We start from the raw sequence: 13,633 nt of genomic DNA, 5'->3' as shown, positions 1-13,633 counted from the left end.
CCAACGCTCGCGTGGTCAGTTCGAGCCACTCCAGACAACCCCCTTAAACTTGCTTTCGCACCATGCATAGCCCCACGCCGAACGACTTCCTTTGCTTGTTGACCCCGCGAGATGCGCCTGACCTGCGCATTTACATGGTGCCCCCGGCAGGATTCGAACCTGCGACGCACGGTTTAGGAAACCGACGCTCTATCCCCTGAGCTACGGGGGCGCACGTGCGGGGACAGCTTAGCGGTCAGCCGGTCAGGGCGGTGACGCCTAGGTGGCCGGTGATGGATTTGTAGCGTTCGGCGTAGAGGGTGGTGCAGCGGGAAGCGGCGCAGCCGGCGCCGGCGAAGGCTATGCCGCGGACGGTGGCGGAGCTGGTGCCGCGGCGGGTGTAGACGGGGCCGCCGGAGTCGCCGCCGATGATGGCGACCAGGCCGCCGCGGGTGGCGCGCATGACGTACGTCGTGCAGCCGTCGGAGTCGCAGTACTTCGCCGAATTGGAACGGACCGTGAGGCCGCACAGCGACGTACTGAAGCTGCCGGATTGGCAGACCACTGTGCCGACGCCGGGGTCGCCGCCGCCTGTGACGGTGCGGGTGTTGACGGTGTCGCCGGGGCCGTCGGTCCAGATCTTCGCGCCGTATGCGCTGCCGGTGACCAGCGACTGGTCGTAGTCCGGGTAGTTCGTCCGCAGCGTCGTGGTGCCGTAGTAGTTGGTGCCCGACTTCCACACCGTGCCTGCAGCACCACAGTGGCCGGCAGTGACCGTGCCACGTTGGCCATTGGAGCGTCGTACGACGGAGAAGCCGGCGGTGCAGTTCTTCAACGCCGACGTGATTCGCGCACCGCCCCAGTGGCCGCCCTTCGGGGTGTCGCTCAACCGGGTCGTCCGTGCGAGCGAGCTGGCAACGACCTGTACGCCGGACAGCTTGCGGAGTCCGGCCTGGGACGCGGGGGAGGTGGTCGCCTGGTCGTACTCGACCACGACGTTCTCTGTCACCGGGTCGAGGTCCGCGGCGAACGTCGTACTGCCCGCGTCTGGCGACCAGTCACGGGCGCCGACGGCGTTCCAGGCGTCGGCGATCGACTGGGCCGAGCGACAACTGCGTTCCACCCGGACCATCTGCTTGCCGGCCGCCGGCAGGTTGCGGTCCATCGCGGACTGGTACTTCTTCGCGTCCAGCCGCGCGGAGTCGACGACGACCTTGTAGCCAGCTGTGGCTGAGCCGACCACGCCGATGACGCCCTGGCTCAGCCCGTACGGCAGGCCGGACGTGGGCCGGCCGGTCGCATCGAGCGGCTCGAGCGAACTGATGGCGGCAGAGATGCCGTCGCCGAGCGACTCGCCGAGCGGCCGGGCGTCGGATGCGGATGTCGGTTGCGCCAGCCGCTTCGCGTCGGTCGAGCTCGCACTCGGTTGTGCGTGGGCACACGCCGCAGCACCCGCGACCGCACCCGACGAGGGCACAGTGAGGGCAACTGCGAAGAGTGAAACTGAGCCGAGGGTGAGCAGCGGGACGGTAACAGAGAGTCGCACAAAGCTCCCAAGATCGGTGGACCGGCCACTAGATGGTCCGGTCAGAGGCTCCGTTCCGTCAAGAGGCGATCACCGTCCGCGAGCAATTGCGACTACCGTGCGCGAGCGTAACTCGCAAGTTGACGCCCGTCGGCGTCGAAGAACTGCAGCGTGTCGGCGTCGATGGCAACCCGCTTCGCTGCCTTCAGTACGCCGGTATGCGGCACGTTGTCGCAGCCCATCAGGTGCTGCGGTCCAGACGTCGCGGTGAACGCGCCGCGCTGGCCGATGCTGTATGTACCTTGCAGTCCGTTGCAACCGTCCGAACCCGTCCACGTCCCGTCAGCGCGGAAGACCAGCACCGGATCGTCCGGCCGCGCGGCCTTCAGCGCCTTGAATCCGGCCATCTGGAGCGGTCGCCACGTGCCGGACACCGTCTGAGCCGTCGGCGGCTGCGGCGTCGGGGTCGCCGAGACCGGCGCCTGCCCACCCGCGACCGGCGGCTGGCTGGGCCTGTCGTTCGAGCCGGCCAGTCCGGAGCCGAAGGCGGCGATCGCCGCGACCGCGACGGCGGCCGCGCCGGAGATGATCCACGTACGCCGTTGCGCCCGCTGCGCGCCCATGGTGGCGCGCTCGGTCAGGTCGATGGACTCTGGCACCGAGGCGGCGGCGCGTTCGAAGGTACCCCGCAGGTCATCCTCGAGATCGGTGTTGCTCACGACAACCTCTCATCAACACGGTTGGTCTTCTTTGCGTCCCGTAGCGAGGCGAGCGCTCGGCTCGCGGTCGCACGCACGGAGGACGGTTTGATGCCGAGCACGTCGGCGATCGTCTGGTCGTCCAGGTCCTGGTAGTAGCGCAGGACGAGCACGACCCGTTCCCGGGCGGACAAGGTGGCGAGCGCTCGCCAGAGGTCGTCGGAGTTCGCGATGTCCGTGGCGTGATCGGGCACCGCGCCCTGCGGGTCGATCTCGGCCGTCGGCGCCTCGCTGTACGAACGCCGCCGGGTCATCGACAGGAACTCGTTCACCAGGATGCGCCGGACATAGTGGTGTGGATCGTCCGCGTTGCGCACCTTCCGCCACGAGCGGAACGCCTGCATCAACGCGATCTGCGCAAGATCCTCCGCCCGCTGATAGTCGCCGGAGACGGTGAACCCGAGCCGCACCAGTTCTTGCCCACGGGCGGATACGTACTCCTCGAACTCCACTCGCCGCTCCCTGGCTGGGCGTACAACTCCTCACACCTATTAGACGCATCGAGCCGCCGACGTGCTGCAACCATTCGCGCACAGTTCGATCTCGCTAGTCGAGCAGGAATCCCCGGACGGCTTCCTGCCCCCGGGGATCGCGCTGCACGCTGTGGCCGCTGCCGGGTATGACGACCAGGTTGGCGTCGCGTGCGTGCGCCTGCTCCCATCTGGACCAGTCCAGTGGGCAGAACAGGTCGTTGCTCCCGTGCAGGATCAGCGTGCGCGGGAGGAGTTCCTGTGCGGCCGGGTACGTCGACACGCGGGCGGCCGGCCAGCGCAGGCAGCCCTGGATCATCAGCTGGCTGCGCGCGGTCGCCACGTCGTACGGGTACAGCCGCTTCGGGTCCAATCGTCGCAAGGCGTCGTGGAGAGCGGTCTCGCGCTTGGGTTTGCCTGACCATGGGAAGCGGAGGTCCGAGCAGAGGGTGGCCATGTGCAGGCCGGCAGAGAGGGTGCCGTACGCGAGACCTTTGCTCGTCGTTTGTTGGAAGAGCTCCTTCAGACCGGTGTCGTCGCCACTGCGTGCGGCGTGCAGGGTGGCCGGGATCCCTTTGAGCATTGGGTTTACCGAGTTGAGGCTGGCGACCGACAACGACTCCATCAGGTCCGTCCCGCTGACACCGTGCTGCACCAACCAGGCCAGGTCCGCCACCGGGTCCGTCGTACATGTTGGATCTTGACGGCACGCGGCCTTGAGCACCGGCCCGGTTGCAGCCATCAGATCGACACCCATCGGGTCGAAACCCTTGTGCGGTACGACGGAATCCAGCACGAGCGACTGCACACGGTCCGGATACCTCAAGCCGTACTGCGCCGCGGTGAAGCTCCCGTACGACGTACCGTCCAGCGTCAGGCTGTCTACCTTGAGGTATTGGCGCAGCTGCTCGATGTCGTCAACGGTGTCGGGCGTGCCGTAGTACCCGAGACCTGTGCCGATCCGTTGCGCGCATTCGTCGACGGCGGCCGGAGGCGGTGTCAGGAAGTCCGAGCCGCCCACAGTCTCTTGTAATGAAGGGCAATTGATGCCGCTCGGACCTGTGCCGCGTTGGTCGAGCATGACGAGGCGGTACTCGCGCAGCACGTCAGGATGGACGTTCCGCTTGAGGCTGGGGAGGAGCGGTACGCCGGGCTGTCCCGGGCCGCCGGTGAGGAGCAGCAGAACGCCGCGTGGGGCGTCGACGTTGTCCGCCGCAATGACTGCGAGATCAAGCGACTGGCCGCTTGGTCGTTGGCGGTCGAGCGGGACGTGCAACGTCGTACACGTAAAGCCTGACAGGCAGGGCCTGTTGGCCGCTGGAGCCGAGCAGGCAGTGCAGGCGAGGACCAGCGCACACAGCAGCCGGATCGTTCGCATGCATCAGCGTGCGGCAACGCGCCGGCCGCCGCAACCTGCCTCGCGGGTCGACCTCTGGAGGGACCCGCAAGGCAGGCGCGGGTAACCCCGCTCCGGACGGCTTCGGGGTGCGCGTCCGGCGCGGGGGTCAGCGGAGGCCGAGCGACTTGACCAGTTCTGCGGTCACCTGGCGCGGCGCCGGCAGCGTGCCTGGTTTGCCCTGGCCCTCCAAAGAGGTTGGCACCAGGCGGCGGCAGCCGAAGGCTTCGGCCGTGATCGACAGCACGCCGCGGTCGTTGTCGGTGAACCGCATCACGTAGGTCGGGCCGAGTTCCTTGGTGCAGATGGCCGGCTTCTTCGCGACGGGTTTCGCCGCGTTGACCAGGGCGAACAGGTCGGTCGCCTGCTTGCCGGTGCGCTTCGTCGTCACGGTCGCGTAGTCCTGCCCGGATGCCGCGGCGTCGTACTGGCAGATCGTCACGCTGACCGGGTTGAAGGTGGAGGTGGCGGCACCTTGGCCCCAGACCACCTTGTCGGTGGCACTGCGGACGGCCGCGATGGTGTCCGGGCAGTCGGTGCTGGGTGTGCCGCTGGGGGTGGGTGACGGCGTGGGGGTGCCGGGGGTGGTCGGCGTGTCGGTGGGCTGGGCGGCGGGCGGAGAGGTGGCGTTCTCGTTACCGCAGGCGGCGGTGATACCGAGAACAGCCACGACGAGCGTCGCACCGATCAGGCCCCGTGTCCGTAATGCACTCACGACTCGGTCCTTCCGGGTTGGCAAGGTCACCCATCATGCTGGAAGGGGGTCACGTCGTGCGTGCCAGAACATCACGGCGGCGCGTCGTTCCGGTCACGCCGCCGGATCGTTCGGCAACCGAGGCAGACCTGTAACGTCCACGCGCTGGTCGCACGTATCACTCCCGGGACAGCTCACTTCCCGGAGAACTCACTCCCGGACCGCCCCGGCGACTCGGTAACCTGGAGACATGACGAGCCCGTACGAAGACGACGAGCCGCTGCTGCCGGAACAGACCCGCGACGACGACCCGCGGACCTGGGGTGACAACGACTTCGGCAGCGACGACGACGATCGCATCCTGAACGAGGTCCCCCCGCACCACGGATGACCGTGCTCCTGGTCCACGGCGGCCTCTGGGAAGCCATGGACGCAGCGACATTCTGGGGTACGACGGGAATCCACCCGGGACTCACGTCGTATGGCGTGGAGGTACTCGCGCCTGACCGGCCGCAGCGTGCAAGCGGGTGGGACGTCGAGGTCGAGGCCCTCGGTGAACAGTTGGCGAAACATGCCGATCCGGTCAGAATCGTTGGCGCCTCCAATGGGTGTACCGTCGCCGTGCTGCTGGCGCTGAAGTTTCCTGAGCTGGTCGATCGCCTCCTCCTGGCCTGGCCCGCGACCGGTGACGACGCCGCCGCGAACGAACGCGCCCGGGCCGGTTTAGTGAGCCGCGGCTGCCCGCCCGACGCAGCGGAACGCCTGCTGACCGGCGGCATTCTGCGTGGTGTGACGGGCCAGGAGCTTGCGGCGCTGGCACGTATTCGGGTGGCGGTCCTTCCGTCGGTACCGGAGAATCCGTCGCATCAGCGGAAGACGGTCGACTCGCTGCTGCAGTCGATCCGGGGGAGTCGTGAGCTGGCCGGGTGTCCCGAACCGCCGACGCCCGCCTTCCGGAACAGCCCGCAGTACCTGGATCAGCTGGTGCGAACGATCGTGGAGTTCGTCAACTGAGGGGGAGAGCGTGGAACTTCGGGTGTTTTCCGACGAGCACGGCGTCCAGGTCGCGAGTTGGGCCTTGGACGCGAAGGAAGTGGCGTTGCTGTCCGGGCGGATGGAGTACCCGTTCCCGGAGGATCTGCTGACGAACTGGCGGACGGTCGAGAAGGACATCCACTCCTATCTGTTGTTCGACGGTGATCAGCCGGTGGGCTACGGCGAGATCTGGCTGGACGACGAGGAGGACGAGGTCGAGCTCGCCCGGATCATCGTGGACCCGAAGCTCCGCGGTCGTGGGGTCGGCGGCGAGCTCGTCCGGGCGCTGCTCGGGCCGGCGCTGGACGCCGGGTACTCGGAGGTGTTCATCAGGGTCCGGCCGGAGAACGTGCCGGCGATCCGCGCCTACCACGGCAGCGGCTTCGTCGACGTGCCCGCCGCCTTGATGGAGGAGTGGAACGACGGTCAGCCGGTCCCGTACCGCTGGATGCGCTATGCCGGTGAGCAGGTGGACGTCGGCGAGCTCAGGGGCTGAGGTTTTGCGCCCACCTGCTTGATGGCCTCGGCTTACTGCCCGCCGGCCTGCTGCTGGCGGTTTTACGGCTGGCGGGTGCGGAGCAGGTCGCGGATCTCGGTCAGCAGCTCCTGCTCAGTGGTCAGCGGGTCGGGCTCCGGCTCCTGGCCGCGCGCACGGCGCTCGGCGAGCTTGTTCAGCGGCATCACGATGAAGAAGTAGACCGCCGCCGCGACGAACAGGAAGTTCAGCGCTGCCTGCAGGATCAGACCGATCGAGAACTCCGCGCCGTTGATCTTGAAGGTCCAGACGTGGCTGATGTCGGTCTTGCCGAAGATCGCCGCAACCAGCGGGTTGATGAAACCGTCCACGATCGCACCGACGATCTTGCCGAACGCTCCGCCGATGACGACCGCGACTGCGAGGTCGACGACGTTCCCGCGCATGACGAATTCCTTGAAGCCCTTGAGCATGTGGGTTGCCTCCACGAAGCGGGTGATTTGTACCCGAGAAACGTAGGGCCGCGGGCTTCCGAGAGCGAGCGACCGCGCCGATCAGGCAACTCATCGTGCGGCCACATGTTCGCTGGGTAATCAGCTCGTGTCGGGTGTCAGAGCGACGGTGATGCGTGAATTCGTACTCGCCTGGGCCAGTCGGGTCGCGATCTCCGGCGTTGTCGCGACCACGATCAGCGCGCCGGCCGTTGCCGAACGCGGCGCCGGCAGGGCGACCACTCGGACACTTCGGCCGAGCAGGCTCGCGGTGTCGGCGGTCGTGCTCGATGCGGCGTACAGATTGATGTGATCGCCGACACGCAGGAGAGCGCTGATGTCCGCGTCGTCGACGCGGAACGGATACGCGAGCGAGGCGGGCGGCACGGCTGGTGGCGCGAGGAATCTGGCGTCGGTGAGTGGCTCGCCGGCTCTGACCGGTCCGCTCAGCAGTCGCGCGGTCAGGTCGGCGCCGGGTCTGAGGGCCCCGGAAGGCACCGCGCCGGGCGGCAGGTCGACGGTACGCAGATCGTCGGGCGTGGGCACAGCTCCGCCGGTCAGGTCGCGCGCGGCGGCCAGCACCGCGACGGTCGGCGGTGGAGAAGGGGAGAGGGCGAGAAGGCCGAAATACACCGCGGCCGCGGCGGCGACGCCGGCCAACAGCCGACGGTGCCAGCGGGCGGCCCGGAGCAGATCACGAAGCAGGGAAGGGATTTTCATGCCGGAGAAGATACGAACTTCTCCGGCATCCCTACCGGTTATCCACAGAAAAGATCAGGCGGCGCTGGTGCTCGAGGACGACGAGCTGCCCGACGACGAGTCCTTCGAGGTCGACGAGGACTTCGAAGACTCCGACGACGAGGACGACGCGGTCGACGAGCTGGAGCCCGACGAGGACGACGACTCGGACTTCGCCGGCACCGAACCCTTGCCGTTCGAGCGGCTGTCGGTCCGGTAGAAGCCGGAGCCCTTGAACACGACGCCCACGGCGTTGAAGACCTTGCGCAGGTTGCCCTGGCAGTTCGGGCACACGGTCAAAGCATCGTCCGTGAAGCTTTGGCGCACCTCGAGCGCTTCACCACAGTCGGTGCACTGGTACTGGTACGTCGGCACGGTCGGTTCCCTTCAAGCCGCTGGCACTCCTACTACCCGACTGCTAATAATGCGCCAGCGGCCCGAAGTATTCCAACTCAGCCCTGTCGGCGCACCGTGAAGTTCCAGCAACCGGCCACCACGTTCCGCACCTGGACGGTATCCACGGCCGGGTCCTCGAACAGTCGTTTGAGCTCGGTTTCACTCGTCCCAGGCTCTGCGACGACACCGTCCAGCATCTGACCCGCGACGTCGTACGGCCGCAGTACCGCCCGCCGGTCCCGGAAGTCGAGCGGGAAGCCCTCGGCCGGCCCCGGGCAGCCCGTCACGTGCACGAAGACCGGCCCGATCTCGGCGTACGGCCCGCCGGCTTCCATCGGCCGGTGCGCGACCAGTGCGATCCGCTCGCCGGCGCCCGCGAGCGTCAGGCAGCAGCGCAGTGGCTCGCCGCCCTCCGACGTCCGCGAAACGACGGCGTTTCCGAAATCGTCGTGGCCGTTGCAGCGAATGCGGTCCAGCTCGGAATCCGGTACGCCCTCATACCTCAACTCTGCGTTCATGTCGAGGGAACGCAGAGCAACGCAAAGTTGTGAGGGACCCCATTTGGGGTGTGCGGGGGGATTCTCTACGGTTGGTCCGTGCCTCGCCTGCTTCGACTCGTCGTCATCAGCGGAATCGCCCTCGCCACGGTCCTCGTGGTGATCGCCGGGACCGTGATCTTCGTCGTCCGCCACTCGTTCCCGACGTACGACGGATCGATCGAGCTGAACGGTCTCGACGGCGACGTCAACGTGGTCCGGGACGCGAACGGGATCCCGCAGATCTACGCCGACACCCCGGCCGACCTGTTCGCCGCACAGGGGTATGTGGCCGCGCAGGACCGGTTCTTCGAGATGGACTTCCGCCGGCATGTCACCGCCGGCCGGCTGAGCGAGCTGTTCGGCAAGGACGCGCTCGAGACCGACAAGTTCGTCCGGACCCTCGGCTGGCGGCGGGTCGCCGAGCAGGAGCTGCCGCTGCTCAGCCCGAGCACCCGGGAGTACCTCGACGACTACGCCCGCGGCGTCAACTCGTACCTGTCGACGCACAGCGGCTCCGGCCTGAGCCTGGAGTACGGCGTACTGTCCCTGCAGCCCGGTGGCCCGAAGAACTACACCCCGGAGCCGTGGACCGCGGCGGACTCGCTGGCCTGGCTCAAGGCGATGGCGTGGGACCTCGGCGGCAACCTGGACGAGGAGATCACCCGGACGAAGCTGCTGGCCGCGTTCCCGGCCCGCAACATCGAGAGCCTGTACCCGGCGTACCCGTACGACCGGAACCAGCCGATCATGTCGAGCGGCTCGATCGGCAAGGACGGCAAGTTCACCACTGCGGCGGTGAGCCCCGAGCTGCGCCGCGGCATGCTGACCCAGGACCTGCTCAAGTCACTCGACTCTGTGCAGAGTGTCGCCAAGGGCCTGCCTGAGCTGCTCGGTCAGGGCGACGGCGTCGGTTCGAACTCCTGGGTCGTCTCCGGTGACCACACCACTACCGGCAAGCCGCTGCTGGCCAACGACCCGCACCTGGGCGCGACCATGCCGGGCATCTGGACGCAGGTCGGCCTGCACTGCAACAACGTCGGCAAGGCCTGCCCGTTCGACGTCTCCGGCTTCAGCTTCTCCGGTCTGCCGGGTGTGGTGATCGGCCACAACAACGCGATCTCCTGGGGCTTCACCAACCTCGACCCGGACGTCCAGGACCTGTACCTGGAGCGCATCGACGGCAACAACGTCCTCTACAACAACAAGTGGCGCGCGATGGCCACGCGTGAGGAGACGTTCAAGGTGGCCGGCGAGGACAAGCCGGTGAAGATCACCGTCCGCGAGACGCGGCACGGCCCGCTCATCTCCGACGTCGGCGAGGACGAGCGCAAGGTCGGCGAGCAGGCGGCGTCGCAGGCGAAGTACCCGACGGCGTACGGCGTTGCGCTGCAGTGGACCGCGCTCAACCCGGGCAAGACCGCCGATGCGCTGTTCGCGATCAACACCGCGCAGAACTGGACCGAGTTCCGCGCCGCAGCGCAGCAGTTCCAGGTCCCCTCGCAGAATCTGGTGTACGCCGACACCGACGGCCACATCGGCTACCAGTCACCCGGACTGATCCCGATCCGGGCCACAGGTCGCGGTGACTGGCCCGTGCCCGGCTGGGACCCGAAGTACTACTGGAAGGGCTATATACCCTTCGATGCGTTGCCGACCGAGTTCGATCCACCGAGCGGGATCATCGTCACCGCCAACCAGGCAGTGGTGCCGAACACGTACACCTACTACCTGACGAACACCTGGGACTACGGCTACCGAAGTCAGCAGATCCTCGAGCGGATCCAGGCCGCCAGCAAGCTGGACGCGAACGCGATGGCGTCGATCCAGCTGGACACCAAGAGCAAGGTCGCCGAGATGCTCGTGCCGTACCTGCTCCGGATCAGCATCGACGACTCGTTCGACAAGCAGGGCCAGGACACCCTGCGGAACTGGGACTTCACCCAGCCGCCGGACTCCGCCGCGGCCGCGTACTTCAACGTGGTCTGGCGCAACCTGCTCGCGCTGACCTTCCACGACCAGCTCCCGGAGGGCACCTGGCCGGACGGCGGCTCGCGCTGGTTCGAGGTGGTCCACACGCTGCTCGGCCAGCCCAACAGCGGCTGGTGGGACAACATCGGCACGCCGCAGAAGGAGAGCCGCGACGACATCCTGCGCGAGGCCCTGGTCAACGCGCGGACCGAGATCACCCAGAAGATGGCCCGCGAGCCCGTCAACTGGCAGTGGGGCAAGCTGCACAAGCTCACGCTGACCAACCAGACACTCGGCAAGTCCGGGATCGGGCTGGTCGAGAAGATCTTCAACCGCGGCCCCTACGAGCTCGGCGGCGGTACGTCGATCGTCGACGCGACAGCCTGGGACGCCGCCGAGGGGTACGACGTGACCGCGACGCCGTCGATGCGGATGGTCGTCGACCTGTCGGACTTCGACCAGTCCCGCTGGGTGAACCTGACCGGAGTGTCCGGACACGCGTTCTCGTCCAACTACGTCGATCAGACCAAGCTGTGGGTCAAGGGCCAAACGCTGCAGTGGGCCTTCACGAAGGGCGCCGTCGAGGCGACCCGCAAGCACTCACTGACCTTCACCAAACCGGATCGCTAGCTGTCACCAAGCGGGCGCGCTGGCCTCGGCGAACAGTTCCTCCGGCCAGGTCCAGAGCGCCCGCTGGGTCAGCAGGATCGAGATCGTCCCGTCCGCAGGAGTGGTCGACCACAGCGAGCCCAGACCGCCCGCCCAGCCGTAGCGTCCACCGCCGACGGACATGCCGTACCCCCAGCCAGTGTCCGGACCGAGGAACCCGCTGGCTGCCTCTCGCTGCGCCGGCGTGAGCTGATCCGTAGTCATCTCCGCGACTGCGGCCGGAGACAGCAGGCCGCCGTACAGCAGCGCCCGTGTGAACGCGTGGAAGTCGTCGACGGTCGAGATGAGCCCACCACTCGCATCCGGGAACGAGGGCGGCGTCAGCCATTGGCTCCCCGCGGCCGGATCCAGTACGTCGTCCCCGACGTACGCCGTTGTCAGCCGCCCCGGATCTACTGCCGTGAACCCGGTGTCGCGCATCCCGAGCGGTTCGAAGATCCGCTCACGCAGGAACTCCTCCAGCGGCTGGCCGGCAACTCGAGCGATCAGTACGCCGAGCACGTGCGAGCCGGTCGAGTACAACCACTGCTCACCCGGCTGGTACTGCAGCGGCAGCGTGCCTAGACGCCGCATCCACTCGTCCGGCTCCAACGCAGTCCGCGGTACAGGCGGTCCGAACGTGTGGAGGTCCAGCTCCTCCTCGCGCTGTCGCAGCGCCGGATTGTCCGACTCACCCAGCCCGAGCCGGAAGGTCAGCAGGTCCCGGGCCGTGATCGGCCGCTCAGCCGGCACAGTGTCGTCCAGAGGTCCATCCGGTTGCCGCAGTACGACGGGATTCGCCAGCTCCGGCAGGACATCGGCAACCGGTGCGTCCATGGACAGCCTGAGCTCGTCGACCAGGATCATGGTCGCGGCGGCGATGATCGGCTTGGTGAACGACGAGACCCGGAACAGACTGTCCCGCTGCAGCTCGGGCCCGTCGTACGCCATCTTGCCGAGCACCTCGACCCGGGTTTCGTCGCCGCGGCTGACGAGACTGATGAGTCCGGGAACCAGGCCGTTGTCGACGTACGTCTGAAACATCAGCCCAGTCCACCAGCGAACTGCATCGCGCGCCACTGCGTTGCGAACATCCGAATCCCGTCGGCCAGCTCCGGCAGCTGCGGGATCAGTGGGGCGCAGACGAGGACCTGTAGTGCGCGGGCCAGGTCCATCACCTGCTGGATCTTCGGGTCGAGCGTCGGGAGGCCGCGTGTCCGCGCAGACTCGTCGTACGCCCGGCAGAGATCGGGGCCGAAGCCGGCGACATCCCACTCGATCGGTCCGAGCGTCGCGTCCTCGAAGTCGGCCCACAGCGGCCCATGGACGGTTGTGATCCGGTTCCACGACGGGGCGTCGCCGTGGATCGGCTGCACGGTCGCCGACGGGAACATCGCCTCGAAACCTGCCCTGCTGGCAAGGACGGGCTCCAGCACCTTCCACTCGGCCCGTGCCCGGTCGACGTCGTCCTGCTCGAGCAGACCGGGCACAGCCTCGGCCACCTCCAGACCTGGGCCGATCAGCCGCAGCGGAGTCATCCAGGCCAGTTCACCGGGATAGCTCGCCAGTTGGGCATGCAGCTCCGGCACGGCAGCGGTGGCGCCGAAGTAGTCGGGCTCGACGGTCTGATCCACTTCCACGTAAGTCCAGAAGGTCATGGACAGGCCGTCCTGCTCCACCGGCCTGAGCGGCACCAGGGCAGTCGGCTGCACCACGGGTGCGCCTTGCTCAGCCAGCCAGGCGACGATGTCCAACTCGCGCTGCTGCCGGCGTACGGCGGGCTCTGGCTCTTTCATGCCGGCGGGGAGGTTCATCGGTACCCGTGCGACCACTGGCGACGGCCGTAGGTGAACGACCGTGGAGAAGGCGGTGTAGAGCACCAGCGGGTCGGTGACCGTCAGGCTGAGGGAGCGTGCGGCTGTGGCTGCGGCTTCGACCGCGGTCTCAGTCATCTCCTGATCTTCGCAAGGGGATCAAGCGAGTTGGTGTAAGCGCTGCATCCACCGGGTGGTCGTGCGTGTCGGACGGGAGGGCCTCCACGATCTCGGCGTCGTACACGGCGGCCCAGACCGGCGTACCAGGGCGGATGCGCGCGAGTGCGCGGTCGTACGAGCCGCCGCCGCGGCCCAGACGTACGCCGTCACGGGCGACGGCCACGGCGGGGCAGATGATCAGATCGGCGGTGGCGATGGCGTCCGAGCCCAGATCGGTCGGCGGCTCCGACAGACCGAGACGACCGGGCACCAGGTCGGCCGCACCGGGCGCAATGCCCCAGCCGAGGTCGTTGTCGGCGTAGAGAATCGGCAGGAGTACCTCGCGGTCGCTGGCGAGCAGCCAGTCGATCAGCCCACCGGTCTGCGGCTCCGGGCCCCTCGACACGTACAGGGCGACCCGGTGGACGTCGGGCAGCACCTGCTTCGCGCAGGTCAGCAGCCCTTCCGCATGGGGGCGCTGTTCCCGGGTACCGAGGAAATGTTGCCGCGCCGTGGCCTTCGACTGAAACACGGTCTGATCGTATGAG

General features: G+C 67.6%; 17 protein-coding genes and 1 tRNA gene. 5 read left to right on the top strand and 13 right to left on the bottom strand.

What is annotated here, in order from left to right; all coding sequences use genetic code 11:
• Positions 1-135 precede the first annotated feature (135 nt).
• From AB0J62_RS03740 to AB0J62_RS03720, 5 genes are all read right to left on the bottom strand, one after another.
• A tRNA-Arg gene (locus AB0J62_RS03740) sits at positions 136-211 on the bottom strand.
• A gap of 24 nt (positions 212-235) precedes the next feature.
• Positions 236-1,525 (bottom strand): hypothetical protein, encoded by a 1,290-nt coding sequence (locus AB0J62_RS03735; RefSeq protein ID WP_363864052.1) that lies wholly within the window; start codon positions 1,523-1,525, stop codon positions 236-238.
• Positions 1,526-1,617: 92 nt separating this feature from the next.
• Positions 1,618-2,223, bottom strand: coding sequence for an META domain-containing protein (locus AB0J62_RS03730; RefSeq protein WP_363864050.1), 606 nt, complete (start codon positions 2,221-2,223; stop codon positions 1,618-1,620).
• On the bottom strand, positions 2,220-2,714 hold the full coding sequence (locus tag AB0J62_RS03725) for a SigE family RNA polymerase sigma factor (RefSeq protein ID WP_134107880.1): 495 nt from the start codon (positions 2,712-2,714) through the stop codon (positions 2,220-2,222). The genes AB0J62_RS03730 and AB0J62_RS03725 overlap by 4 nt, the downstream gene beginning before the upstream one ends.
• 94 nt (positions 2,715-2,808) lie before the next feature.
• Positions 2,809-3,912, bottom strand: coding sequence for an alpha/beta hydrolase (locus tag AB0J62_RS03720; RefSeq protein WP_363865139.1), 1,104 nt, complete (start codon positions 3,910-3,912; stop codon positions 2,809-2,811).
• On the opposite strand from AB0J62_RS03720, the gene AB0J62_RS03715 reads away from it, so the two are divergent.
• Positions 3,844-4,029, top strand: a complete 186-nt coding sequence (locus AB0J62_RS03715; RefSeq protein WP_363865161.1) for a hypothetical protein — start codon at positions 3,844-3,846, stop codon at positions 4,027-4,029. The two genes, AB0J62_RS03720 and AB0J62_RS03715, sit on opposite strands and share 69 nt — an antisense overlap.
• A gap of 208 nt (positions 4,030-4,237) precedes the next feature.
• Here the strand turns inward: AB0J62_RS03715 and AB0J62_RS03710 are convergent, their stop codons facing one another.
• Positions 4,238-4,843, bottom strand: coding sequence for a hypothetical protein (locus tag AB0J62_RS03710; protein WP_363864047.1), 606 nt, complete (start codon positions 4,841-4,843; stop codon positions 4,238-4,240).
• A 229-nt stretch (positions 4,844-5,072) separates the two neighbouring features.
• On the opposite strand from AB0J62_RS03710, the gene AB0J62_RS03705 reads away from it, so the two are divergent.
• Genes AB0J62_RS03705 through AB0J62_RS03695 form a run of 3 tightly spaced genes read left to right on the top strand, consistent with a single transcriptional unit; the run spans position 5,073 to position 6,353 of the window.
• Positions 5,073-5,213 carry a hypothetical protein gene (locus AB0J62_RS03705; protein ID WP_166679625.1) on the top strand — a complete coding sequence of 47 codons (141 nt, stop codon included), beginning with the start codon at positions 5,073-5,075 and terminating at the stop codon, positions 5,211-5,213.
• The gene (locus AB0J62_RS03700; protein WP_363864045.1) at positions 5,210-5,836 is read left to right on the top strand and encodes an alpha/beta hydrolase; all 627 of its coding nucleotides are present in this window, start codon (positions 5,210-5,212) and stop codon (positions 5,834-5,836) included. The genes AB0J62_RS03705 and AB0J62_RS03700 overlap by 4 nt, the downstream gene beginning before the upstream one ends.
• Before the next feature lie 10 nt (positions 5,837-5,846).
• Positions 5,847-6,353 carry a GNAT family N-acetyltransferase gene (locus AB0J62_RS03695; protein ID WP_363864043.1) on the top strand — a complete coding sequence of 169 codons (507 nt, stop codon included), beginning with the start codon at positions 5,847-5,849 and terminating at the stop codon, positions 6,351-6,353.
• Positions 6,354-6,415: 62 nt separating this feature from the next.
• Here the strand turns inward: AB0J62_RS03695 and mscL are convergent, their stop codons facing one another.
• From mscL to AB0J62_RS03675, 4 genes are all read right to left on the bottom strand, one after another.
• The gene (mscL, locus tag AB0J62_RS03690) at positions 6,416-6,820 is read right to left on the bottom strand and encodes a large conductance mechanosensitive channel protein MscL (protein ID WP_363864041.1); all 405 of its coding nucleotides are present in this window, start codon (positions 6,818-6,820) and stop codon (positions 6,416-6,418) included.
• Positions 6,821-6,925: 105 nt separating this feature from the next.
• Positions 6,926-7,543, bottom strand: coding sequence for an SAF domain-containing protein (locus tag AB0J62_RS03685; RefSeq protein WP_363864039.1), 618 nt, complete (start codon positions 7,541-7,543; stop codon positions 6,926-6,928).
• A gap of 54 nt (positions 7,544-7,597) precedes the next feature.
• Entirely contained in the window at positions 7,598-7,936 is a 339-nt protein-coding gene (locus AB0J62_RS03680) for an FmdB family zinc ribbon protein (protein ID WP_363864037.1), read from the bottom strand.
• Between the two features lie 77 nt (positions 7,937-8,013).
• Positions 8,014-8,475 (bottom strand): DUF1203 domain-containing protein, encoded by a 462-nt coding sequence (locus AB0J62_RS03675; RefSeq protein WP_363864035.1) that lies wholly within the window; start codon positions 8,473-8,475, stop codon positions 8,014-8,016.
• 78 nt (positions 8,476-8,553) lie between these two features.
• Between AB0J62_RS03675 and AB0J62_RS03670 the strand changes: the two genes are divergently transcribed.
• Positions 8,554-11,094 (top strand): penicillin acylase family protein, encoded by a 2,541-nt coding sequence (locus AB0J62_RS03670; protein ID WP_363864033.1) that lies wholly within the window; start codon positions 8,554-8,556, stop codon positions 11,092-11,094.
• 3 nt (positions 11,095-11,097) lie between these two features.
• Here the strand turns inward: AB0J62_RS03670 and AB0J62_RS03665 are convergent, their stop codons facing one another.
• From AB0J62_RS03665 to AB0J62_RS03655, 3 genes are read right to left on the bottom strand one after another with little or no spacing between them, the layout of a single operon-like run.
• Positions 11,098-12,156 (bottom strand): serine hydrolase domain-containing protein, encoded by a 1,059-nt coding sequence (locus AB0J62_RS03665; RefSeq protein ID WP_363864031.1) that lies wholly within the window; start codon positions 12,154-12,156, stop codon positions 11,098-11,100.
• Positions 12,156-13,064, bottom strand: coding sequence for a phosphotransferase (locus AB0J62_RS03660; RefSeq protein WP_363864029.1), 909 nt, complete (start codon positions 13,062-13,064; stop codon positions 12,156-12,158). Before AB0J62_RS03660 ends, AB0J62_RS03665 begins: the two co-directional genes overlap by 1 nt.
• Positions 13,057-13,617: a 5-formyltetrahydrofolate cyclo-ligase gene (locus tag AB0J62_RS03655; RefSeq protein ID WP_363864027.1), complete on the bottom strand. Its 561-nt coding sequence runs from the start codon at positions 13,615-13,617 to the stop codon at positions 13,057-13,059. Before AB0J62_RS03655 ends, AB0J62_RS03660 begins: the two co-directional genes overlap by 8 nt.
• Positions 13,618-13,633 lie beyond the last annotated feature (16 nt).

Source organism: Kribbella sp. NPDC049584 (assembly GCF_040675555.1).
Taxonomy (GTDB): domain Bacteria; phylum Actinomycetota; class Actinomycetes; order Propionibacteriales; family Kribbellaceae; genus Kribbella.
This window is presented reverse-complemented; position numbering and strand designations above follow the sequence as displayed.